Origin of the sequence: Streptomyces nodosus, from assembly GCF_008704995.1 — a bacterium.
Taxonomy (GTDB): domain Bacteria; phylum Actinomycetota; class Actinomycetes; order Streptomycetales; family Streptomycetaceae; genus Streptomyces; species Streptomyces nodosus.
The window spans coordinates 1703980-1727410 of record NZ_CP023747.1; the positions used below are offsets into that span (position 1 = coordinate 1703980).

Below are 23431 nucleotides of genomic sequence, written 5' to 3' on the forward strand. Positions count from 1 at the left end.
CGTCGTGTCATATTCGGGAAGCACCTGAAATGCCCTCAGGGGCCGGAGTACGCTCGAATTATTTACACGCTGCGAGGCGCCTCGAACACGGTGCGTCATGGCACACAGGAGTGCGAACCCGACCGGGCGCCTCCGGGCCGCCTCCGAGGTGCGCAGCCGGACAGCACAGCGGCCCGCGTCCCGGAAGGGACGCGGGCCGAGTGATCGTACGGTCCGGCGGGCCACAACAGGCGGCCCCGCCGACGACGACGGGCTCACCCCACCGAGGAGTAGGCCACCACCCCGCGCAACAGCGCGTCGACCGCCTTGCGGGCGTTCTTCGGGACCGTGGAGCCCTCGGCGGGCGAGGCGGCCCCGATCTGGCCGAGGACATCGATGACCTGCTTGCACCAGCGGACGAAGTCACCGGCCGGCATCTCCGCCTCGCGCAGCACCTCGTCGAGTCCCTTGCCGCTCGCCCACATGTACGCGGCCCAGGCGAAGCCCAGATCCGGTTCGCGCTGGCCGACCCCCTCGCTCTGGGTGATCCGGAACTCCTCCTCAAGACCGTCCAGGCGGCCCCAGATGCGCACCATCTCACCGAGCGCGGCCTTGGCCCTGCCGGAGGGCAGCTTGGGCGCCATCGCATCGTCACCCGCCCGGGCCTCGTACACCAACGCCGAGACGCACGCGGCCAGTTCGGCAGGGTCGAGCCCTTCCCAGACGCCCTCGCGCAGACATTCGCTGGCCAGCAGGTCCAGTTCGCCGTAGAGCCGGGCCAGGCGCTTTCCGTGCTCCGTCACCGCGTCGCCGCGCAGATAGTCCAGCTCGGTCAGCAGCGCGACGATCCGGTCGAAGGTGCGGGCGATGGTGTTGGTACGGCCCTCGATACGGCGCTCCAGCTGCGAGGTGTCCCTCAGCAGCCGGTGGTGGCGCTCGGCCCAGCGGGCGTGGTCCTCCCGGTCGTTGCACCCGTGGCACGGGTGGGCGCGCAGGGCAGCGCGCAGCCGGGCGATCTCACGGTCGTCGGCTGCCTGGGACCGCTTCTTGCGGTGCCGCTCGGGCGGGATGTGCCCGGCCTTGGTGCGCAGGGCGGAGGCGAGGTCGCGCCGGGACTGCGGGGAGCGCGGGTTGAACGACTTGGGGATGCGCATCCGCTCCAGCGGCTCCACGGGCACCGGGAAGTCGATGGAGGCCAGCCGCTTGACCTGCCGCTCGGCGGTCAGCACCAGGGGCCGGGGGCCGTCGTGATGCTCGAAGTCACGGTGGCCGTTGGACCGGCCGGCCGGCAGACCGGGGTCCAGCACCAGGGCCAGCCCGGCGTACTTGCCGGTGGGCACATAGATGACGTCACCGGGCTTCAGCCGCTCCAGGGCGACGGCCGCCTCGGCGCGGCGCTGCGCGGCGCCGTGCCGGGCCAACTCGGTCTCGCGGTCCTTGAGTTCGCGGCGCAGCCGGGCGTACTCGGTGAAGTCGCCCAGATGGCAGGTCATGGCGTCCCGATAGCCGGACAGGCCCTCCTCGTTGCGCTGGACCTGGCGGGAGATGCCGACGACCGACTTGTCGGCCTGGAACTGCGCGAAGGACGTCTCGAGCAGTTCACGGGAGCGGTGCCGGCCGAACTGGTCGACCAGGTTCACCGCCATGTTGTACGACGGCTTGAAGCTGGAGCGCAGCGGATAGGTGCGGGTGCCCGCGAGTCCGGCCAGATGCTCGGGGCTCATGCCGCGCTGCCACAGCACGACCGCATGACCCTCGACGTCGATGCCGCGGCGGCCGGCCCGGCCGGTCAGCTGGGTGTACTCGCCGGGGGTGATGTCGGCGTGCTGCTCGCCGTTCCACTTGACGAGCTTCTCCAGCACCACCGAGCGGGCGGGCATGTTGATGCCCAGGGCGAGGGTCTCGGTCGCGAACACGGCCTTCACCAGGCCGCGGACGAAGAGTTCCTCGACGACCTCCTTGAACGTCGGCAGCATGCCCGCGTGGTGGGCGGCGATACCGCGCTCCAGGCCCTCCAGCCACTCGTAGTAGCCGAGGACATGCAGATCCTCGGGCGGGATGGAGGAGGTGCGCTCCTCGACGAGGGCGCGCACCCGGTCCCGTGCCTCCTCGTCGTTGAGCCGCAGCCCCGCGTACAGACACTGCTGGACGGCGGCCTCGCAGGCGGCGCGGCTGAAGATGAAGGTGATCGCTGGCAGCAGGCCCTCGGCGTCGAGCCGTTCTATGACCTCCGGGCGGCCCGGCGTCCACACCCGGGAGCGCTGCCGGCGCTCCCGCTCCCGGTCGGCCTCGCGCATCGCACGGCCGCGCCTGCGGTCCTGGTACGACGGGCGGCTGGCCTCCATCCGGGCCAGCCGCGTGAGATCGGGGTTGACGGCCTTCTTGCTGCCCTCCCCCTCCTCGAACAGGTCGTACATGCGGCGCCCGGCCAGTACGTGCTGGAACAGCGGCACGGGCCGGTGCTCGGAGACGATCACCTCGGTGTCACCGCGGACGGTGTCCAGCCAGTCGCCGAACTCCTCCGCGTTCGACACGGTCGCCGACAGCGAGACCAGCGTCACCGACTCGGGCAGATGGATGATCACTTCCTCCCAGACCGCGCCGCGGAAGCGGTCGGAGAGGTAGTGCACCTCGTCCATGACGACATGACCGAGGCCCAGCAGGGTCTGAGAGCCCGCGTACAGCATGTTCCGCAGGACCTCGGTGGTCATCACCACGACGGGTGCGTCCGAGTTGACGCTGTTGTCACCGGTGAGCAGGCCGACCCTGTCGGGGCCGTAGCGGCGGCACAGATCGGCGTACTTCTGGTTCGACAGGGCCTTGATGGGCGTCGTGTAGAAGCACTTCTTGCCCTGCCTCAGGGCGAGGTGGACGGCGAACTCGCCGACGATCGTCTTGCCGGAGCCGGTGGGCGCGGCCACCAGCACACCCTTGCCCGCTTCGAGTGCCTGGCAGGCCTCGATCTGGAAGGGGTCGAGGCCGAAGTCGTACATCTCGCGGAATTCCGCGAGAGCGGTGGCCTGCTCGGCGGCTCGCCTGCGCGCTGCCGCGTACCGCTCGGCCGGTGAGAGATCCTCTGTCATCGTGCTTTCGAGCGTACCGGGCCCCACCGACAACAGGACGATCATTATCCGGATCGTCTCCGCCGCCCCCGGCGCCTTCCTGGGCCCCTTCGCACCGGTGGGCCCCACCGACGGATCGGGGGGCCCACGGCCGTGTACCGGCGTCCCGGGGGTGTCCGGGACCGGGTGTCCGGGATCAGGTCACGTCGTCGTACCCGTTGACCCGGTCGCGGGACGCGCTGTCGCTCTGCTCCGTCGGGGCGGACGGCGCCGGCACCGGCTCGGCCTCGCCGACGTCCTCGGGCGTGAGGTCCAGCACGGACGCCTCGTCGTCACCGGGGCCCTCGGCCGCCCGCTGCCGCCGTCGCTTGTCGTTCATCAGCGCGAAGCCCGTGGCGAGGAAGTACAGCAGCACGATCGGCGCCGCCAGCGAGAGCATCGAGATCGGGTCGACGGTGGGAGTGGCGAACGCGGCGAAGATGGTGACGCCCAGGATCATGCCCCGCCACCAGCCGAGCATCCGGCGCCCGCTGACCATGCCCGTGAGGTTCAGCATCACCAGCAGCAGCGGCAGCTCGAAGGAGAGACCGAAGACGATCACCATGCGGGTGACCAGGTTCAGCAGATCGTCCAGGGGCAGCAGGTTGACCGCGCCCTCGGGAGTGAAGTCGATCAGGACACTGGCCGCCGCGGGAAGTACGTGGTACGAGAACCAGGCACCCGCCAGGAACAGGGGGAAACCGGCCGCGACGAACGCCATCGAGTAGCGCTTCTCGTGCTTGTGCAGGCCCGGCGCGATGAACGCCCAGAGCTGGTACAGCCACACAGGACTGGCGATGACCACACCGGCGGTCAACGCCACCTTGATCATCAGGGTGAAGGGGCCCAGCAGACCCTCGACGGTGATGTTGCCGCAGGCACCCTCGTTCTGACCGGCCAGCTCCATGAAGGATTTGGAGCACCCCACCGACTGTTGAACCGGGTGGGTGAGGAGATTGATGATGTCCCGGTAGTAGAAGGCGGCCACGATCGCGCCGAGCACAATGGCCAGGACGGCCTTCGCCAGCCGGTTGCGAAGCTCTCGCAGGTGCTCCGCGAGCGGCATCCGCCCCTCGGGGTCCTTCTCCTTGTTGCGGGCAGGCTTGAGCAACCCACGTCCTCACATCTCGTACGGCAGGCCGGAGCGCTCCGGCCGTGCGTCAGCGCTTGGTGGTGTCCGTCGGCTCGCTCACCGGGCGGGAGCTGGCGACATCGCCGGGAGCGGCCTGGATGGTGCGCTGCGCGGCGGCCTGCTCGTCGGCGCCGGACGCCTGGGCGGAGGCCGCACTGCCTCCGTCCTCCTTCATCGCCTTCGCCTCGCTCTTGAGGATGCGGGCGGACTTGCCCAGCGAGCGCGCCATGTCCGGAAGCTTCTTCGCACCGAACAACAGCACGACGACGACGAGAATGAGAATGATCTCGGGGGCTCCGAGCCTTCCGAACATAAGCTTTACCTTCTCACCGAGGCGGCATGGGTGGGGGTGCTGCCCGATCAGTCGGACACGTGCCCGACCGCCGTTCAGCGATCGTAACGCTCAGGGGTGAACACGCGGCAATCCCTGTACGTACTCCCGCTCTGCGGTCCGCGCCTCGTTCTCCGGGCCGCGATCAGAGGGTACCCGTCCATGGTGCCGGGGAGACAGGTCACCGCAACGCCGCACGCGCCCCCGCGGCCTCCCCGGTCATATCCGGTCCGCCGCGGCCGAGGCACCCACCGCGCCCGCCGCGCTCGTGGCCGCCCGCTCCAGGTCCTCCGCGGCACGGCTGATACGGCGGGTGGACTCGGAGACCTGCCGCCCCAGACGCTCCGCCTCCACGAAGACCCGCACCGCGCACACCCCCAGAACGGCGATCCCCACAAACCCCAGGGCGATCGCAAGCATCGGCCACAGCATGACGCCGAGCCTAGAGGGTCGAGTGCAGGCGCAGGGTCCGCACCCCGCCCCCGGTCAGCAGCTCGACGATGCGCTCCCCCGCCGGCTTGCGCACGGCCGCACCGCACTCGGGGCAGGTGAAGGAGTAGAACGTCGTCCTGCTGGAGGCGCCGATGGCCAGCCGCAGCGCCGGCGCGCCCAGCTCGAAGCGGGCCCTGCAGTCCGGGCAGCCCGCCCTGAACACCACATCGGCCACCCGTCTCATGCCGGCGAACGCGGTCCGCACCGACATCTCCCCGGCCCCGGGCGTCTGCGGCGCACCGGCCGGGACATCCGGCCGCTCCACCGCACCGGGCAACACCGACGTGCTCACAACCCTTGCTCCGTCCTGTCGTACAGCCCGTCCAGAACCCCGTCCGGAGCGTCGTACGCCGCGAGCGCCTCGGCAGCCGCCCGGCGGGCGCTGTCCGCCAGGTCACTCGGCGACACGATCCGGCCGTCGCCCCCCAGTCGCAGCGCCAGCCGTCGCAGCGACGCCGGATCAGGGGTCCGCAAGGTGATACGCAGCCCACCGTCCGGCAACTCAATCGCACTGTCGTGCGGGTAGTACTCGGCGACCCAGCGGCCCCCGGGAGCGACCTCCACGACCACCTCCGGGTCCTCCGCGGCCGGCTGCACCAGCGCCTCGGACAGGTCCCGCAGCTCGACCTCGGGCGGCGCCGACGCCTCGTCCAGGATCCGGATCTCGGCGACCCGGTCCAGCCGGAAGGTGCGGCGCGCCTCGGAGCGGCGGCACCAGGCCTCCACATAGGTGTGGCCCACGCTCACCAGCCGGATCGGGTCGATCTCGCGCTCGGTGACCTCGTCACGGGCCGGCGAGTAGTAGCGGATCCACAGCCGGCGGCGCTCGGAGATGGCCCGGTCGACATCCGCGAAGACCCCGCCCTCGGACTCGAAGGTCACCGAGAGCCGGGAGCTGGCACCCGCGGCCTCCCCGGCCGCGGTCTCCACCTTGGCGGTGGCCCGCAGCAGCGCCTGCCGGTCGCTCTCCCGCAGACCCGGCAGGGTGGCCACCGCCCGCGCGGCCACCAGCAGCGCCGTCGCCTCGTCCGCGGCGAGCCGCAGCGGCTCGGCCGCCTCCGCACCGAGGGCGGCCGGATTGTGCCACCAGATGCGCTCACCGTCGGTGTCGATGTCCAGCAGATCGCCGCCGCGGAAACTGGTGCCGCACATGGGCAGCACATCGAGGTCCGAGACCAGTTCGTCCTCGGTGATCCCGAAGGCCCGGGCGACGTCCTCGATCCGGGCACCGGGCCGCTCCCGCAGATAGGTCACCAGGGAGAGCATCCGCCGGGTCTGGTCGATGGCGTTCGCCGGCCTGACCGCCTTGCCTGCCACTGTCGTGCCCCTCCCCCTCAGCCCTTGGCCACGGCACGCAGCCGGTCCACCACATCGGCCCGCAGCTCCGCCGGCTCCAGGACCACGACATCGGGCCCGAACTCGACCAGCCAGGCGTCGAGGCCCCGCCCGTACGGAATCTCCAACTCGTCCCACCCGCCACCGAGTTCCCGCACCGCGGTGGCCTTCGCCCGAAGGGGGTACCCCGCGCCCGTACGCAACCGGATCCGCGCCGAACGGTCGGCGCTCTCCCCCGCCCAGCTCGCCACGGTCTCACGGACGGTGACCACATCGGGCACCTCGGCGGTGAAGCCGCCGCCACGGCCGCGCACCTTGCCGGTGATCCGGGACAGCCGGAAGACCCGCTCGGCCTTTCGGTCACGGTCCCAGCCCGCCAGATACCAGTGGCCGCGCCAGCACTCCAGCGCCCAGGGCTCCACATGACGCGGCCCGGGATGCGCCGCATTGGCCTTGCGGTAGTCGAACACCACGGGACGGCGGTCACGGCAGGCCAGCATCAGCGGCTCGAAGGCCGCCTCATGGACCGGAATGCGCGGCTCCAGGGCGCCATGGGCCCCGTACGGGTCCACGTCCTCGGGCAGCCCGGCGGCCCGCAGCTTCTGCAGGGCACCGCTCGCGGCACCGGCGAGCCGGGCCTGCTGCCACACCTTGGCCGCCAGACCCAGCGCGGCGGCCTCCTCGGCGTCCAGGGTGATCGGCGGAAGACGGTTGCTGTCACGGCGGGCGAGATAGCCGATCTCGCCGTCCATGTTCTCCACGGTCTCGATGACCAGACCCAGCTCGCGCAGATCGTCCTTGTCGCGCTCGAACATACGGTTGAAGGAGTCATCGGCGCCCGCCGCGCCCCGGTCCGACCCGAAGGCCTCCCGGTACGCCTCGATGGACTCGCGCAGCTCACGCTTGCTGAGCGGCCGCCGCGTCCCGAGCAGACACAGCGCCAGATTCATCAGCCGCTCGGCCTTGGCAATGGCCATCGACGCCCTTCGCCTCCCCATGGTGCTTACGATCGACGACCGTACCCCTCACGGCAGCCGGGACAAAAGCGGAGGGCCCATGCCCGCACAGGCATGGGCCCCGGCCGATCGTTTCCGATCGGATCCCTGGTCACCCTCGGACGACACCGCCCTCGGACGGTCCCGGGTCACCCCGGAACCGGACCCGCCACCGGGAGACGATCAGACCGCGACCAGGTCGCAGACGAAGATCAGCGTCTCGCCGGGCTTGATCCGGCCGCCCGCGCCACGGTCGCCGTAGGCGAGGTGCGGCGGAATGGTCAGCTGGCGGCGGCCACCGACCTTCATGCCCTGCACACCCTGGTCCCAGCCCTGGATGACCTGGCCCGCGCCCAGCGGGAACCGCAGCGGCGTGCCACGGTTCCAGGAGGCGTCGAACTCCTCACCCGTGGAGAAGGCCACCCCCACATAGTGGACGGACACCACGTCGCCCGCCTTGGCCTCCGGGCCGTCCCCCTCCCAGATGTCCTTGATCTCAAGGTCGGCCGGCGGCTCGCCGCCCGGGAAGTCGATCTCCGGCTTCTCGATGCTCACGTCAAAAGCTCCTGCTGTTCCTGTCGATGCCTGTGCGACAACTCAGAACACTCTCCCATATCCGCACGGCCTCACATCTTCGCCAGGATGTCCACCGAGAAGACCAGTGTGGAGTCCTTCTTGATGATGCTGCCCGCGGGCGGGTTGTCGCCGTACCCCAGCTTCGGCGGCACCACGACCAGCACCCGGCTGCCCACCTTCTTGCCCGTCAGCCCCTGCGCCCAGCCCTTGACGACCTGCTGCAAGGAGAACGAGGCGAGCTGACCCCGGCCATAGGTGGAGTCGAACTCCTTGCCGGTGTCCCACAGCACACCCTTGTACTGCACCAGCACCGTGTTGTCCGCCGCGACCTTCGGACCGTTGCCCTCGATCACATAGTTCGCCACCAGACCCGCCGGAGGCTTGCCGTGCGGCACATCGATCGACGGAGCCTTCGCACCGGTCTCGGTGCCCACCTTCGGCAGCGCCGCGTCGTTCTGCGCGACCGCCTTGCCCTCGGCGGAACTCTTCGCGTTGAACGTGTTCTCGACATCCACCACGAACACCAGCGTGTCGGTGCCCTTGATACCCGCCCGCGAGTTGCCCTGCGGGCCGTAACCCCAGGTCGGAGGCACCGCCATCAACAGCCGGCTGCCCACCTTCTTCCCCGGCAGGGCATACCGCCAGCCGTCGATGATGCTGCCCTGGGACAGCTGGATCAGCAGCGGCGTCTTCCGGTCGTAGGAATTGTCGAACACCTTCCCCGTGCCCCAGACCTGACCCAGATAGTGCGCCTGCACGAAGTCGTTCTCCGCCACCGTGCGGCCACCGCCCGCGATCACCGTCTTGACCGCCAGGTCCTTCGACGGAGTACCCGAGCCCTTGGCCACGGTCGGCTTCTCACCGAACTTGGTGCCCGCGGTGATGGCCGGCAACGGCCCCTCCACGATCTTCGGCGACGGAGCGGCGGAGGGAGCCGAGGCGGGCGGGGAAGGAGTCTTGGTGGCCCCGCCCGAGCTGGACCCGCCGTCGCCGCATCCGGCGATCGTGACCAGCCCGGCGGGCAGAGCGGCAAAGAGAAGGGAGCGTCGGCGCACGGTGGGGGCCTCGTATCGGTCGATCTTCACTGATGGCGTGCGCGCAACTCTACGGCGTGAGGAGGGCGCCGTACGGAAACGTACGGCGCCCGCGTTGCGCTCCCGCACAGAACGGGAACACCTGCTCACATTCCGGCGATCAGCTTCTCCACCCGGTCATCGACCGATCGGAACGGGTCCTTGCACAACACCGTGCGCTGCGCCTGGTCGTTCAGCTTCAGATGCACCCAGTCGACCGTGAAATCACGGCGCTGCTCCTGCGCCCGCCGGATGAAATCACCCCGCAACCGGGCCCGAGTGGTCTGCGGCGGAACCGACTTGCCCTCGAAAATCTTCAAGTCGTCACAGACCCGGGTGGCTTGCCCCTTCTTCTCCAGCAGGTAGTAGAGACCACGACGACGATGGATGTCGTGGTACGCGAGATCTATCTGCGCGACCCGCGGATGCGACATCGTCATGTTGTGCTTGGCCCGGTACCGCTCGATGAGCTGGTACTTCATCACCCAGTCGATCTCGGTGCCGATCCGGTCCAGATCCTCCGCCTCGATCGCGTCCAGCGTGCGGCCCCACAGCTCCAGGACCCGCTCCACGGTGCCCGTACGGATCCCACGGCGCTCGCAGAAGTCCACGGCCTTCTCGTAGTACTCCCGCTGCACCTCCAGAGCGGAGGCCTCACGACCGCTCGCCAGACGCACCCGGCGCCGGCCCGTGATGTCATGGCTGACCTCACGGATCGCCCGGATCGGGTTCTCCAGGGTCAGATCACGCATCACCGTGCCCGCCTCGATCATGCGCAGCACCAGATCCGTGGCCCCGACCTTGAGCAGCATCGTGGTCTCGGACATGTTCGAATCGCCGACGATGACATGCAGCCGGCGGTACCGCTCGGCGTCCGCGTGCGGCTCGTCCCTGGTGTTGATGATCGGCCGGGACCGCGTCGTCGCCGAGCTGACACCCTCCCAGATGTGCTCGGCACGCTGACTCACGCAGTACACCGCACCACGCGGGGTCTGCAGCACCTTGCCGGCACCGCACAGCAGCTGCCGGGTCACCAGGAACGGGATCAGGATGTCCGCGAGCCGGGAGAACTCCCCGTGCCGCGCCACCAGATAGTTCTCGTGGCAGCCGTAGGAATTTCCCGCCGAATCGGTGTTGTTCTTGAACAGATAGACATCACCCGCGATCCCCTCCTCATGCAGACGGCGCTCGGCATCGACGAGGAGACCCTCGAGAATACGCTCGCCGGCCTTGTCGTGGGTGACCAGTTCGATCACATTGTCACACTCGGGTGTTGCATATTCCGGATGTGAGCCCACGTCGAGATACAGACGAGCACCGTTCCGCAGAAAGACATTGCTGCTGCGGCCCCATGACACGACACGGCGGAAGAGGTACCGCGCCACCTCGTCAGGCGACAGACGGCGCTGTCCCCTGAACGTGCACGTGACGCCGTACTCGTTCTCCAGCCCGAAAATGCGGCGGTCCATGACTGAACATTACGCCCGATCCCCCGAGCTGAAACGGGGTTCGACAGCCCGGTTCGGATCATTTTCCGACGACACGGCCACCCGCCCGCGCCCCACAGGAGCCGCCAGGACCCGTCCCGTCGCCAGCAACACCAGCAAAGACACCACCGCCGCGGCACCCGGCACACCGAAACCCCACCGGGCACCGCCCGCCTGGACCACCGGACCCGCAAGCCCCGTACCCACCGACGCCCCCACCGTGAACGTCGTCACCAGCCAGGAGAACGCCTCCGTGACCGTACCGCCCGGCGCATGCCGGTCCACCAGCACGAACGCGACCGCGATACACGGCGCCAGAAACACCCCCGCGACCCCCGTCAGCACCGTCATGGCCACCGCACCCGGCACCAGCGTCAACGGCACATAACACACCGCCAGAAACCCCACCAGCATCCGCAGTCGCCGCTCCGGCGCGCCCGGCCACCGCCGCGCCCCGTACACCGACCCACCGACCAGCGCCCCCAGACCCAGCGCCGCCATCAGCCGGCCGTACACCGCGTCACCGCCATGGCCGTCCGCATACGACACCGCCGCGACCGTGATCGAGCCCAGCGCCACCCCCACGAACAGAAACGCCCCCAGCAACGCCAGCAGCCCCGGCGAACGCAGCGCACCCAGCCAGTGCGCCTCCCGCGGCGCCGAACGCCACGCCCGCGACGGCGGCGAGACGACCACGGACAGCGCGCCCAGCACACCGAGGACATTGACCACGACCAGCGCGGCCCCGGCCGACCACAGCGACACGCACAACGTCACCAGCAGCGGGCCCAGGGTGAACATCACCTCCTGCGCCACCGCGTCCATCGCATACGCCGTCTGCACCTGCTCCTCCCGGCGCAGCACCGAGGGCCACAGGGCCCGCAGACCGCCCTCCAGCGGCGGCGTGAACAGCCCCGCCACCACCACGGCGGCACAGGCCCCGGCGAACACCTCCACGCCCGTCAGCGCGAACACCGTCATGGCCAACGCTGACACCAGCGCCGCAGGCAACTGGACCCTCGGCTGACCGTAGAGATCCACCAGCCGGCCCAGCAGCGGCTGACCCACCGCATTGGCCACCCCGTACACCGCGGCCAGCACACCGGCCAGGCTGTAGGAGCCGCCCTCCGCCCGTACGAACAGCACCACGGCGATCGCCGCCGTGGCGTTCGGCAGCCGCCCCACCAGCGTCCCGGCGAGCAGGCGCGCGGCATGTCTCGTCCTGAGGATCTCCACGTATCCCGCGGCCATGCCCCACCTTTTCCATGACCCCGACCACCGGGGTTTTACGTATAACGTCCGGGGTCATACGTACCATGTGCGCTGACCGCGAGTCCAGACGAAGGAGCAGGCGACCGTGGCACCAGGCAGCACGCGACCCACCAGCCGCGACGTCGCCCGCACCGCCGGCGTCTCCCAGGCCGCCGTCTCCCTGGTCCTCGGCGACAAATGGCGCGGCCGCGTCTCCCCCACCACCGCCGAACGCGTCCGCCGGGCCGCACAGGAACTCGGCTACCGCCCCAACCTCGCCGCACGCAACCTACGCCTGGGACGCACCCGCACCGTCCTCCTCGTCGTCCCCGCCCTCACCACCGAATTCTTCGCCGGCGTCTACACCGGCGCCGCCCGCATCGCCGCCGCCCACGGCTTCGGCGTCGTCCTCTACCCCTCCCCCGAAGGCGTCGGCCCCGCCAAGGACCCCTTCCACTCCGCCCGGGCCGCCCTCGACGGCGTCATCGCCTCCTCCATGGCCGCCGACGCCCTCACCGCCATCCGCGGCGACCAACTCCCCCTCGTCATGCTCGACAGCGACCCCCACGGCAGCCTCGGCGCCGCCACCGTCAACCTCGACATCGCCGACGGCGCCCGACAGGTCGCCCACCACCTGCTCGCCCTCGGCCACCGCCACCTCCTCCACCTCGCCGCCGACATCCCCTCCTGGACCTTCCGGGTCCGCGCCCAGGAACTCGCCACCCACATCGGCGCCCTCCCCGACACCACCCTGAGCACCGCCCACGCCCCCATCTCCATCGACGACGCCCGCACCGCCACCGAAACCGCCCTCCGCGCCCCAGGACCCCGCCCCACCGCCGTGATCTGCGACGACGACAAACTCGCCGCCGGCGCCTACAAAGCCGCCCGACGCCTCGGACTCCGCATCCCCGAGGACCTCTCCATCACCGGCCTCGACGACCTCGCCCTCGCCACCGCCCTCGACCCCGAACTCACCACCGTCCGCCTCGACGCGGAACTCTTCGGCGAACGCGGCATGCACGCCCTCCTCGCCGTCCTGGAAGGCCGGACACCCGAACAGGGCGACATCCCCGTGGAACTCGTCGTACGAGGCTCCACGGCACCCCCCGGCACCTGAACACCCGCACAACACAGCGCGCCCCGACCACAAGCGGTCGGGGCGCACCCAGCACAACAGCACTGCGGACCGGACGACACCGGGACAAGGCGACGCGCGCCTCGCCCCACGGCACGAACGGCCGGACGAACGGTCACTCCTTGTCCTCGGACCCCTCGCCCTCCTCGTCCTCCGCCTCCGCAGCCGTCACCGCACCGTCCGCCGCCAGCAGACGGGACAACTGACGCCCCACGATCCGCTTGAACTTCCGCTTCTGCGGACGCGTACGGTCCAGCACCGCCACCTCGAGGCGCTCCGCCGGAATCTCCCGCTCACTGCCGTTGGTGTCACGGGACAGCGCCTGCACCGCCAACTTCAGCGCCTCCGCCAGACTCATCCCGTCACGATGACGCTGATCCAGGAAACCGCTGATCTGCTCGGCATTACCACCGACCGCCACCGAACCGTGCTCGTCCACGATCGATCCGTCATGCGGCAGACGGTAGATCTGATCGCCGTCAGGGGTCACCCCCACCTCGGCGACCACCAGCTCCACCTCGTACGGCTTCTCCGCCGCACTCGAGAAGATCGTGCCCAGCGTCTGCGCATACACGTTCGCCAGACCCCGAGCCGTCACATCATCACGGTCATAGGTGTAACCCCGCAGATCCGCGTAGCGCACACCACCGATCCGGAGATTCTCGTACTCGTTGTACTTACCGGCCGCCGCAAAACCGATCCGGTCATAGATCTCGCTGAACTTGTGCAACGCACGGGACGGGTTCTCACCGACGAACACGATGCCGTCGGCATACTGCATCACGACCAGACTGCGGCCGCGCGCGATGCCCTTACGGGCGTACTCCGCCCGGTCGGCCATGGCCTGCTGGGGGGAGACATAGAACGGCGTCGACACCGGTTACCCATCCCTTTCTGTCGAAGTCACTGGATCACCTTGGAAAGAACCGCACCCGGCCTCAGAGCAGAGCGGCCCTCGGACCGTCGGGCTGCTCCAGACGCCGCTCCAGCACCGAACGGGCGACACCGGCCGCCTCGTCCTCGGTCAGCCGGCGGAAACCGTCCTCATTGATCACGGTGACGATCGGATAGATCCGGCGGGCGACATCGGGACCACCGGTCGCCGAGTCGTCGTCTGCCGCGTCGTACAGGGCCTGCACCACCAGGGTCGTCGCCTGCTCCTCGGTCAGATCCTCCCGGAAGAGCTTCTTCATGGCGCCACGCGCGAAGATCGAACCGGAGCCCGTGGCCGCGAAACCGTGCTCCTCGGAACGGCCGCCCGTGACGTCGTAGGAGAAGATACGGCCCCGGTCACGGTCCACGTCATAACCGGCGAAGAGCGGCACCACCGCCAGACCCTGCATGGCCATGCCGAGGTTGGAACGGATCATGGTGGACAGACGGTTCGCCTTGCCCTCCAGGGACAGCTGCGCCCCCTCGACCTTCTCGAAGTGCTCCAGCTCCAGCTGGAACAGCTTCACCATCTCCACGGCCAGACCGGCGGTACCGGCGATGCCCACCGCCGAGTACTCGTCCGCCGGGAACACCTTTTCGATGTCCCGCTGCGCGATCACATTGCCCATCGTGGCCCGCCGGTCACCCGCGAGCACGACGCCCCCCGGGAACGTCGTGGCCACGATCGTGGTGCCGTGCGGGGCCTCGATCACGCCCTGCGTCGGAGGCAGCTGCCGGTTGCCGGGCAACAGCTGGGGCTGGTGGTGGGAGAGAAAATCCATGAACGAAGAGGACCCGGGCGTCAGGAAGGCAGCTGGTAGACGCCCGGTGCTACGAGTGTTGGCTTCCACACGTTTCCTTCCAGGTAGTCGGCCACCCGCCGAGCAGCGCCGGGGTCGTCTCCCAACTTGCCGATGGCCGAATTGCAGTTGAAGCACAGTACGCCACGGACCCTACCCGTCTCATGGCAGTGATCCACCTGAGTGGCAGGAGCCGACAGACAGACGCAGCAGACGCCGCCCTGGGAAGCGATCATCTCGTCACGCTCGGCCTCGGTCATGCCGTACTGACGTTTCAGGTGCCCTGCCCTGCCCTTGGCCGCACGGCAGACTTTGCAGCTCGTCGAGAGGCCGTCGGAAGCCGTGGCGTTGCGATGCCATTCACTGTGCGGCTTGACCTCGCCGCAACTCCGACAGAACTTGTGTCCCTCGGGCGTCTCCACCCGTGGTCTCACGTTCTTTCCCTTCGCCAGCTGCCGGGCCTGGTGGTACGTCGCCCAGCACTCCCGGCAGTAGGCCTGCAACCCGTCACGGGCCGCCTTGTTGCTGGCGAAGGCTGCTCGCGGCTTGGACTCCTTGCACCGCGAGCAACGCTTCACCGCCAACCCTCCACCCACTCGCACCCCCACCCTCGAACCTTGAATTCGAAGGAAAAATGCGCCTACTGCCCGCCCTTCTGAACGAATGAGCGCACGAAGTCCTCGGCATTCTCCTCGAGGACATCATCGATCTCGTCCAGCACGGAGTCCACGTCGTCGCTCAGCTTCTCGTGCCGCTCCTTGAGGTCCTCGGAGGCCTGCGCGTCCTGCGTCTGCTCCTCGACCTCCTCGGTGGAACGCGTCGCCTTCTGCTGTCCGCCGTCGGTGTCCTTGGTCGCCATAACCCTCACCCCGCTCAGTTCGCCCGACATGGTCGGCATTTCTGCCGATCGGTGATGATCAGACCCTACAAGCCCGGTCCGACATCGGCCCCGCAGTTACTCCAACGTACGGGGGCCACCTCGATGATTCCCGGCCGCCGGGCTTTACACCCCGCGGCCGGCCGGCCCGTGCGCCCGGTCAGCCGCCGGACAGCACCCTCACCAGGTCCTCCGCCGTGCGGCAGCGGTCCAGGAGTTCCTTGACGTGATTACGCGTGCCGCGAAGCGGCTCCAGGGTGGGGACCCGCTGGAGCGAGTCCCGGCCCGGGAGGTCGAAGATCACCGAGTCCCAGGAAGCGGCCGCGACGTCGTCCGCGTACTGTTCCAGGCAGCGGCCCCGGAAGTAGGCGCGGGTGTCCTCCGGCGGCTTCGTACGGGCCTGCTCGACGTCGTCCTCGCCCAGCAGGCGCTTCATGCGGCCGCGGGCCACCAGACGGTTGTAGAGGCCCTTCTCGGCGCGTACGTCGGCGTACTGGAGATCGACGAGGTGCAGCCGGGCGGCGTCCCAGTCGAGGTCGTCGCGGCGCCGGTAGCCCTCCATGAGTTCCCGTTTGGCGACCCAGTCCAGCTCGCCGGCCAGGCTCATGGGATCCCTCTCCAGGCGGTTGAGGGTGTCCTCCCAGCGGGTCAGGACGTCCTTGGTCTGGTCGTCGGCGTCGGCTCCGAAGCGGTCCTCCACGTATTTGCGCGACAGCTCGTAGTACTCCATCTGGAGCTGGACCGCGGTGAGTGTGCGGCCGCTGCGGAGGGTGACGAGGCGCTTGAGGGTGGGGTCGTGGGAGACCTGGTGGAGGGTGCGCACGGGCTGTTCGACGGCCAGGTCGACGGCGATGAAGCCGTCCTCGATCATGGACAGCACGAGGGCCGTGGTGCCGAGCTTCAGATAGGTCGAGATCTCCGAGAGGTTGGCGTCGCCGATGATCACATGGAGCCGGCGGTATTTCTCGGCGTCGGCGTGGGGTTCGTCCCGGGTGTTGATGATGGGCCGCTTGAGTGTGGTCTCCAGGCCGACCTCGACCTCGAAGTAGTCGGCGCGCTGGCTGAGCTGGAAGCCGTGTTCATGGCCGTCCTGGCCGATGCCGACGCGGCCGGCCCCGGCGAAGACCGGGCGGGAGACGAAGAAGGGCGTGAGGTGGCGCACGATGTCCGAGAAGGGGGTCTCCCGCTTCATCAGGTAGTTCTCGTGCGTGCCGTAGGAGGCGCCCTTGTTGTCGGTGTTGTTCTTGTAGAGATGGATCGGCTGGGCGCCGGGCAGCTGGGCGGCCCGTTCCGCGGCCTCGGCCATGATCCGTTCGCCTGCCTTGTCCCAGAGGACCGCGTCGCGCGGGTTGGTGACCTCGGGGGCGCTGTATTCGGGGTGGGCGTGGTCGACGTAGAGCCGTGCGCCGTTGGTGAGGATCACATTGGCGAGGCCGATGTCCTCGTCGGTGAGCTGGCTGGCGTCGGCGGCCTCGCGGGCGAGGTCGAAGCCTCGCGCGTCCCGCAGCGGGTTCTCCTCCTCGAAGTCCCAGCGGGCCCGGCGGGCCCGGTGCATCGCCGCCGCGTAGGCGTTGACGATCTGGGATGAGGTGAGCATGGCATTGGCGTTGGGGTGGCCGGGGACGGAGATGCCGTACTCCGTCTCGATGCCCATTACTCGCCGTACGGTCATGCGGCCCTCCTTGCCCGGCGGCGCCCTCGGTCGGGGGCGGCGCTCAAGTACCGCTGGTGCTCCGGTGCGCGTGCGGTGCCCGTCCCCGCACGGCGCGACGCGGCGGTACGAAAGAGCCTAGAACGCCTTTGCGCTGGTGGGGAGATCATTTGAGTCATTGCTTGTGCTCCGGCTGTGCCAAAAACGCGGTCGGCTGCGGATACCCGGTGAGGGCACCCGCAGCCGCCCCGCGTTTTACAGGTACTGACCGGTGTTTGCCACCGTGTCGATGGAGCGTCCGGTGTCCGCGCCTTGCTTTCCGGTGATGAGGGTGCGGATGTATACGATCCGTTCGCCCTTCTTTCCGGAGATCCTGGCCCAGTCGTCCGGGTTGGTGGTGTTGGGAAGGTCCTCGTTCTCCTTGAACTCGTCCACGCATGCCTGGAGGAGGTGGGAGACCCTGAGGCCCTTCTGGTTGTGTTCGAGGAAGTCCTTGATGGCCATTTTCTTGGCGCGGCCGACGATGTTCTCGATCATGGCGCCGGAATTGAAGTCCTTGAAATAGAGGACTTCCTTGTCGCCGTTGGCGTAGGTGACCTCGAGGAAGCGGTTCTCGTCGGATTCGGCGTACATCTGTTCCACGGCGGTCTGGATCATGCCGTGGACGGTGGATCCCTTGTCCCCGCCGTGTTCACTGACGTCGTCGGCGTGCAGGGGGAGCCTCTGGGTGAGGTACTTCCCGAAGATGTCCTTGGCCGCTTCGGCGTCGGGGCGCTCGATCTTGATCTTCACATCGAGGCGGCCGGGGCGCAGGATGGCCGGGTCGATCATGTCCTCACGGTTGGAGGCGCCGATCACGACCACGTTCTGGAGGCCTTCCACGCCGTCGATCTCGGCGAGCAGCTGGGGGACGATGGTGTTCTCCACGTCCGAGCTGACGCCGGAGCCGCGGGTGCGGAAGAGGGATTCCATCTCGTCGAAGAAGACGATGACGGGGGTGCCCTCGCTGGCCTTCTCCCGGGCGCGCTGGAAGACGAGGCGGATCTGCCGTTCGGTCTCGCCGACGTACTTGTTCAGCAGCTCGGGGCCCTTGATGTTGAGGAAGAAGCTCTTGCCCGCGGCCTGGCCGGTGACTTCGGCGACCTTTTTGGCCAGTGAGTTGGCCACGGCCTTGGCGATGAGGGTCTTTCCGCACCCGGGGGGTCCGTAGAGCAGGACGCCCTTGGGCGGGCGCAGTTCGTGCTCCTTGAACAGGTCGGGGTAGAGGTAGGGGAGCTCGACCGCGTCGCGGATGGCTTCGATCTGGCCGGCGAGGCCGCCGATCTGCTCGTAGCCGATGTCGGGGACTTCTTCGAGGACGAGTTCTTCGACCTCGCTCTTCGGTACGACTTCGTAGACGTAGCCGGAGCGGGGTTCGAGCAGGAGGGCGTCGCCGGGGCGGATGGTGACGTCCAGCAGCGGCTCGGCGAGCCGTACCACCCGTTCCTCGTCGGTGTGCCCGAGCACCAGGGCGCGCTCGCCGTCCTCGAGGATCTCCTTGAGGGTGACGATGTCCCCGACGCGCTCGAATGTCATGGCCTCGACCACGTTGAGCGCTTCGTTGAGCATGACTTCCTGGCCGCGGCGGAGCTCGTCGAGTTCCACGCCGGGGCTGACGTTCACGCGGAGTTTGCGGCCGCCGGTGAAGATGTCGGCGGTGCCGTCCTCGTTCGCCTGCAGGAAGACTCCGAAGCCGGCCGGCGGCTGGGCGAGCCGGTCGACCTCTTCCTTGAGGGCCACGATCTGGTCGCGGGCTTCACGGAGTGTGTTGGCGAGGCGTTCGTTCTGTGCGGAGACGCCGGCCAGGTTGGTCTGCAGCTCGACGATCCGCTCTTCGAGAATCCTCGTGTGTCGCGGAGAGTCGGCGAGCTTGCGGCGCAGGACGGCGATCTCCTGCTCAAGGTAGGCGATCTGCCCGGCAGGGTCGTCGGACCCTCGCCCCGGGCGGATGCCGCGGTTCATGTCGTCGTCGTGGGCTGCCACGGTCCTCACCTCCTCCAAGGGGAGCTGGACGCTTCCAGACCCTACCTGGGTGGGTGTCGATTGAAACCCCTAGATCACAAAGACTGTCGAGGTGTGTCCGATCTTCACCCTTGCGCTCTCCCTCACGCCAGGGGAATACCCACCGAACATGATTGGGAAGCGGCCGAAGGTAGGGTCGGACTGTTCAACACCCGTCAGGGCTGGCCGGATTCCCGGGGCGGCCCTTACGCAGGAAATGGCAGGGGAGATGACCGTGCAGCAGGCCGCAGTGGGCGGCGAGGAGCTGGAGGTCTGGATCGATCAGGATCTCTGTACCGGTGACGGCATCTGTGCCCAGTACGCGCCGGAGGTTTTCGAGCTGGACATCGACGGTCTGGCTTATGTGAAGGGCCCGGAGGAGGAGCTTTTGCAGGCCAGGGGGGCGGCAACGCCCGTTCCGCTGCCGCTTCTCACGGATGTGGTGGACTCGGCGCGGGAGTGTCCGGGTGAGTGCATCCATGTACGGCGACTTTCGGACGGGGTGGAGGTGTACGGGCCGGACGCGGAGTGATGGTACGACCACTCCGCGTGGCTTCTGTCGGTTCGCTCACGCCGGGCGGCGGGGCGTGTGCGCCGGTGACTGGGGTGGGGTCATACGGTCCGGGTGCCGCCGGGGGTGGAGCGGATGAACGCATGGCCGTTCCATCGCCATTCGGCGGGGGTTCTGGTGTCGGGGCAGCAACTGGGCACGTCGGGTGAGGAGTAGCCGAGGAGGGTGGCGGTGACGGCGCCGTCCTGGACGGCGAAGTCGGTGACGGTGAGGCGGTCCTCGGGGTCGACGAGGGTGGCGACCACGTGGGGTTCGCCGGCTCCGGCGGCCTGGGCGAGGACGTAGAGGGCGTCGGGCGGGGTGCCCATGCCGGCGTCGCAGTGGACCAGGGCGATGGTCTCGGGGCGGTGGTCGCCGTCGAGGTCTCCGGTGGCTTTCTTCTCGACGAGGGGTTCGTCGGGGCCGCAGTCGAGGGGGAAGTGGGCTCGGGCGGGGTCGGGGGGTGTGGCGGCGGGGGCCGTACGGTCCTCGGTGTGGTGCTGGGCCGCGGTGGCGGGGCCGGGCTGCAGCAGGGAGGACAGGGCGATCACACCGGCGATGGCGGTGGCCGTGCCGACCCAGTGGATGGGTCGGGGGGCGGTGTGAGCGAGTTCCGGGACAACGGATTGCTGCACGTGAGAAGTGTCTCCTGTGAGAGCTGTGCCGGTGGGGGTGTCCCGCATCGTGCCACACGTCACAGCGTGGGGGAACGGCGGGGGCGCGCTCGGGTGGGCGGCCGGCTCTCGGTGGGTGGCTCAACGGGCGAGCGCCGTGGCGGAGTTCCGCGGTGTTGCGGGGAACTCGGCCACGGCGCTCGTGGGTTGGCCGTTCAGGGGTGGTGTCAGCGGGTGTTGCCCGCGTCGGCGTTGGGGCCTGCGTAGTCCTCGCCGTAGGCGCCCTTGGCGGGCCTGCGGCGGCGCATCGGGGGTTCGACGCCGTCGGCGAGGCGGCGGGCGGTGAGGAGGAAGCCGGTGTGTCCGATCATCCGGTGGTCGGGGCGGACGGCGAGGCCTTCGATGTGCCAGTTGCGGATCATCGTCTCCCAGGCGGTCGGCTCGTTGAAGCAGCCGATCTCGCGGATGGATTCGACGGTCCGGGCGAGCTGGGTGGTGGTGGCCACGTAGCAGCAGAGGATGCCGCCGGGGACGAGTGCCTTGGAGACGGCTTCGAGGCATTCCCAGGGGGCGAGCATGTCGAGGATGACGCGGTCGACGTCGGTGTCGCTCAGGTTGTCCTGGAGGTCGCCGACGGTGAGCTGCCAGGCGGGGTGGGGGCCGCCGAAGTAGCGTTCCACGTTGGCCTGGGCGATCTCTGCGAAGTCGGCGCGGCGCTCGTAGCTGTGGAGCATGCCCTGGTCGCCGATGGCGCGCAGCAGGAAGCTGCTGAGGGAGCCGGAGCCGACGCCGGCTTCCACGACGCGTGCGCCGGGGAAGATGTCGGCGAAGGCGAGGATCTGCCCCGCGTCCTTGGGGTAGACGACGGCTGCGCCGCGTGGCATGGACAGGACGTAGTCGGGGAGCAGGGGGCGCAGCGCGAGGTAGGCGACGTTCCCGGTGGTGCGGACAACGCTGCCCTCGGGTGCGCCGATCAGTTCGTCGTGCGGGAAGGAACCCTTGTGGGTGTGGAAGTTCTTCCCGGCTTCGAGCGTGAACGTGTAGTGGCGGCCCTTGGGGTCGGTCAGCTGTACCTGGTCCCCGACCTTGAAGGGCCCGCGACGGCGGGCGGCACCGGTCGGTTCGGACATGTGACCAGACTACCGGTCGTGGCGGGGGTCGCCGACCAGCTGTGGGGGGCGGGGGTCAGCTGGGGCGGGCCATGGCTTTGACGAAGGCGCGTTCGACGTCGGCGGCGGAGAGGACGCCGTAGATCTCGCCGGTCTCCTCGACGACGAGGTATTCGGTGGCGGGGGCGGCGCGCAGGGCGTCGAGGAGGTCCTCGCCGGCGAGTTCCGCGGAGATGCGCATGCCGTCGGTGAGTTCCTGGGCGAGGCCGCTGACGGCGACCCAGGGGCGGCGGTGTTCGGGTACGCCGACGATGGCGGCCTCGCGGACGAGGGAGAGGGGCGCGCCGTGGGCGTCGACGACGACGAGGGCGCGGGCTCCGACGCTGTTGGCGCGGCGCAGGGCTTCGGACAGGGGGGTGTCGCTCTCGACGGGGACGGCTCGGCGGGTGAGGGCGCGGGCGCGGAGTTCGGGGAGGTGTTCGCGCAGGCGTGCCATGCGGAGGCTGTTGCCGGCGCCGGTCCAGATGATCGCGGCGAGGATGGCGGCGAGCAGGGCGTCGGTGACGGTGTCCATGCCGACGTTGTCCTCGGCGGAGGAGCCGAGGGCACCGGACTGGGTGAGCAGGGGCAGGCCGATGAGGACGGTGACGGCGAGGGCGCGGCCGACCCAGGCGGCGGCGACGGTGCCGCTCATGGGTCTGCCGGTGATCTTCCAGACGACGGCGCGGAGCATGCGGCCGCCGTCGAGGGGGAGGCCGGGGAGCAGGTTGAAGACGGCCACGATGAGGTTGGAGATCATCAGGCCGGCGAGGAGGACGCCGGGGACGGTGCCGGGGCGGACGGTCTGCAGGGCGAGGTAGAAGATTCCGGCGAGGACGAGGGAGAGCAGGGGTCCGACGAAGGCGAGGGTGAATTCCCGGCCGGGGGTCTCGGCTTCTTTTTCGATCTCGGAGACGCCGCCGAAGAACTGGAGCTGGATGCGGCGCACCGGGAGTTTGAAGCGGAGGGCCGCGACGGTGTGGGCCAGTTCGTGGATGAGCACGGAGGCGTAGAAGGCGACGGCGAAGAAGAGGGAGACGAGGTAGCGGGCGGCGCCGAGTTCGGGCAGGACGCGGTCGAGCTGGCCGCCGAAGACCCAGGTGATCAGGGCGGCGACGAGGAACCAGCTGGGGGCGACGTAGACGGGGACGCCGAAGGGCCGTCCCATGAGGATGCCGCCGCCGGGTTCCTGGGTGCGGTGCGGGGAGCGTCCCTGGCTGTCGGGGCCGGATCGGGCGTGGCTGCGGGCGGGGACGGCGGGGGGTCCGGGCGGCGGGGGCGGGGCGGGGGTGAGGTGCTGGGGGGAGGCGGAGGTGTCGGTGTCCGGGTGGTCCTCGTGAGTGGGGGCTCCCGGCGTCTCATGGGGGGCGGCGGGTTCCCGCGGGGGTGAGGCCGGGTCCTGGCGGGGGGTGTCCGGGTCGCCGGGTGCCGGTGCGTCCGTGGTGCCCTCGGGGGGCGTCGCACGGGTGGTGCGGTCCCGCTGCTGCTGCTCGGGGTGTGCGGGGTCGGTGGTGCGTGCCGTGGGGGGTGCCTCGGGGCCGGCCCCCTCGTTGCCGGGGCGCGGCTGTCCGCTCCCGCCGCTCTCGTCCACGATGTCCCCTTGATCGAAGCGTCCTCCCGCTCCCGGTCGTGCCGGGTGGGCGGGTCCCGGGTCGATGGTATGCGGCCGTCGCTCGGTGTTCCGCCCCGGCACCCCTTCTGTTGTCCCCTTCGCCGCGGGTGTGCGCCGTGGTTCTGTGGCGTGTGTGCGGTGCGCGGGCCGGGTCCGGACCGCTTCGACCGGGTGCGGCGGGGTCACTGATGCTCCTATTGCTGTCAAGCGGCTTGGAGCCAGTTGCGGTAGGCGTGGGCGAGGTCGTCGTCTCGGCGGATTCCGCGTTCGAGGGTGGAGATGGTGGCCGGCCAGACGCCGAAGTGCTTCGCTGCGG

At 69.4% G+C, this 23431-nt stretch carries 22 protein-coding genes; 2 read left to right on the forward strand and 20 right to left on the reverse strand.

The window, feature by feature from the left end:
* Positions 1 to 254 precede the first annotated feature (254 nt).
* From CP978_RS07760 to CP978_RS07810, 11 genes are all read right to left on the reverse strand, one after another.
* Positions 255 to 3107, reverse strand: a complete 2853-nt coding sequence (locus CP978_RS07760; protein WP_043438763.1) for a DEAD/DEAH box helicase — start codon at positions 3105 to 3107, stop codon at positions 255 to 257.
* A gap of 130 nt (positions 3108 to 3237) precedes the next feature.
* Positions 3238 to 4191: a twin-arginine translocase subunit TatC gene (gene tatC, locus CP978_RS07765; protein ID WP_150478165.1), complete on the reverse strand. Its 954-nt coding sequence runs from the start codon at positions 4189 to 4191 to the stop codon at positions 3238 to 3240.
* A gap of 49 nt (positions 4192 to 4240) precedes the next feature.
* A complete protein-coding gene (gene tatA / locus CP978_RS07770; RefSeq protein ID WP_043438765.1) occupies positions 4241 to 4525 on the reverse strand; it encodes a Sec-independent protein translocase subunit TatA in 285 nt (94 codons plus the stop codon).
* 237 nt (positions 4526 to 4762) lie between these two features.
* On the reverse strand, positions 4763 to 4975 hold the full coding sequence (locus CP978_RS07775) for a hypothetical protein (protein WP_043438767.1): 213 nt from the start codon (positions 4973 to 4975) through the stop codon (positions 4763 to 4765).
* A 10-nt stretch (positions 4976 to 4985) separates the two neighbouring features.
* A complete protein-coding gene (locus CP978_RS07780; protein ID WP_043448273.1) occupies positions 4986 to 5246 on the reverse strand; it encodes a CpXC domain-containing protein in 261 nt (86 codons plus the stop codon).
* Positions 5247 to 5323: 77 nt separating this feature from the next.
* A complete protein-coding gene (locus tag CP978_RS07785; RefSeq protein WP_043438770.1) occupies positions 5324 to 6352 on the reverse strand; it encodes a helix-turn-helix transcriptional regulator in 1029 nt (342 codons plus the stop codon).
* Positions 6353 to 6369: 17 nt separating this feature from the next.
* Positions 6370 to 7347: a helix-turn-helix transcriptional regulator gene (locus tag CP978_RS07790; RefSeq protein ID WP_043438772.1), complete on the reverse strand. Its 978-nt coding sequence runs from the start codon at positions 7345 to 7347 to the stop codon at positions 6370 to 6372.
* 201 nt (positions 7348 to 7548) lie between these two features.
* The gene (locus CP978_RS07795) at positions 7549 to 7920 is read right to left on the reverse strand and encodes an FKBP-type peptidyl-prolyl cis-trans isomerase (RefSeq protein WP_043438775.1); all 372 of its coding nucleotides are present in this window, start codon (positions 7918 to 7920) and stop codon (positions 7549 to 7551) included.
* Between the two features lie 71 nt (positions 7921 to 7991).
* A complete protein-coding gene (locus tag CP978_RS07800) occupies positions 7992 to 8996 on the reverse strand; it encodes an FKBP-type peptidyl-prolyl cis-trans isomerase (protein ID WP_043448274.1) in 1005 nt (334 codons plus the stop codon).
* A gap of 125 nt (positions 8997 to 9121) precedes the next feature.
* Positions 9122 to 10483, reverse strand: coding sequence for a Pup--protein ligase (gene pafA, locus CP978_RS07805; RefSeq protein WP_043438777.1), 1362 nt, complete (start codon positions 10481 to 10483; stop codon positions 9122 to 9124).
* A 9-nt stretch (positions 10484 to 10492) separates the two neighbouring features.
* Positions 10493 to 11752 carry an MFS transporter gene (locus CP978_RS07810; RefSeq protein WP_043438780.1) on the reverse strand — a complete coding sequence of 420 codons (1260 nt, stop codon included), beginning with the start codon at positions 11750 to 11752 and terminating at the stop codon, positions 10493 to 10495.
* Between the two features lie 106 nt (positions 11753 to 11858).
* Between CP978_RS07810 and CP978_RS07815 the strand changes: the two genes are divergently transcribed.
* Positions 11859 to 12872 (forward strand): LacI family DNA-binding transcriptional regulator, encoded by a 1014-nt coding sequence (locus tag CP978_RS07815; protein WP_043438783.1) that lies wholly within the window; start codon positions 11859 to 11861, stop codon positions 12870 to 12872.
* A 133-nt stretch (positions 12873 to 13005) separates the two neighbouring features.
* Here the strand turns inward: CP978_RS07815 and prcA are convergent, their stop codons facing one another.
* From prcA to arc, 6 genes are all read right to left on the reverse strand, one after another.
* On the reverse strand, positions 13006 to 13767 hold the full coding sequence (gene prcA, locus CP978_RS07820; protein ID WP_043438785.1) for a proteasome subunit alpha: 762 nt from the start codon (positions 13765 to 13767) through the stop codon (positions 13006 to 13008).
* A gap of 61 nt (positions 13768 to 13828) precedes the next feature.
* A complete protein-coding gene (gene prcB, locus CP978_RS07825) occupies positions 13829 to 14674 on the reverse strand; it encodes a proteasome subunit beta (protein ID WP_043438787.1) in 846 nt (281 codons plus the stop codon).
* Complete coding sequence (locus CP978_RS07830; protein WP_107070361.1) at positions 14626 to 15219, reverse strand: endonuclease VII domain-containing protein; 594 nt, start codon at positions 15217 to 15219, stop codon at positions 14626 to 14628. The genes prcB and CP978_RS07830 overlap by 49 nt, the downstream gene beginning before the upstream one ends.
* A gap of 44 nt (positions 15220 to 15263) precedes the next feature.
* Positions 15264 to 15482: a ubiquitin-like protein Pup gene (locus CP978_RS07835; protein ID WP_043438789.1), complete on the reverse strand. Its 219-nt coding sequence runs from the start codon at positions 15480 to 15482 to the stop codon at positions 15264 to 15266.
* A 178-nt stretch (positions 15483 to 15660) separates the two neighbouring features.
* Complete coding sequence (gene dop / locus CP978_RS07840) at positions 15661 to 17172, reverse strand: depupylase/deamidase Dop (RefSeq protein WP_341275395.1); 1512 nt, start codon at positions 17170 to 17172, stop codon at positions 15661 to 15663.
* Positions 17173 to 17406: 234 nt separating this feature from the next.
* On the reverse strand, positions 17407 to 19173 hold the full coding sequence (gene arc / locus CP978_RS07845; RefSeq protein ID WP_043438794.1) for a proteasome ATPase: 1767 nt from the start codon (positions 19171 to 19173) through the stop codon (positions 17407 to 17409).
* Positions 19174 to 19420: 247 nt separating this feature from the next.
* Here arc and CP978_RS07855 point away from each other — a divergent pair, with 247 nt between their 5' ends.
* Positions 19421 to 19723: a ferredoxin gene (locus CP978_RS07855; protein ID WP_043448277.1), complete on the forward strand. Its 303-nt coding sequence runs from the start codon at positions 19421 to 19423 to the stop codon at positions 19721 to 19723.
* A gap of 80 nt (positions 19724 to 19803) precedes the next feature.
* Here CP978_RS07855 and CP978_RS07860 read toward each other — a convergent pair whose 3' ends face one another.
* The 3 genes from CP978_RS07860 to CP978_RS07870 all read right to left on the reverse strand — a co-directional run bounded on the left by CP978_RS07860 (position 19804) and on the right by CP978_RS07870 (position 23094).
* Positions 19804 to 20376 carry a hypothetical protein gene (locus CP978_RS07860; protein WP_043438796.1) on the reverse strand — a complete coding sequence of 191 codons (573 nt, stop codon included), beginning with the start codon at positions 20374 to 20376 and terminating at the stop codon, positions 19804 to 19806.
* A 206-nt stretch (positions 20377 to 20582) separates the two neighbouring features.
* The gene (locus CP978_RS07865) at positions 20583 to 21485 is read right to left on the reverse strand and encodes a tRNA (adenine-N1)-methyltransferase (protein WP_043438797.1); all 903 of its coding nucleotides are present in this window, start codon (positions 21483 to 21485) and stop codon (positions 20583 to 20585) included.
* A gap of 55 nt (positions 21486 to 21540) precedes the next feature.
* Positions 21541 to 23094 carry a site-2 protease family protein gene (locus tag CP978_RS07870; RefSeq protein ID WP_043438799.1) on the reverse strand — a complete coding sequence of 518 codons (1554 nt, stop codon included), beginning with the start codon at positions 23092 to 23094 and terminating at the stop codon, positions 21541 to 21543.
* Between the last annotated feature and the right edge of the window lie 337 nt (positions 23095 to 23431).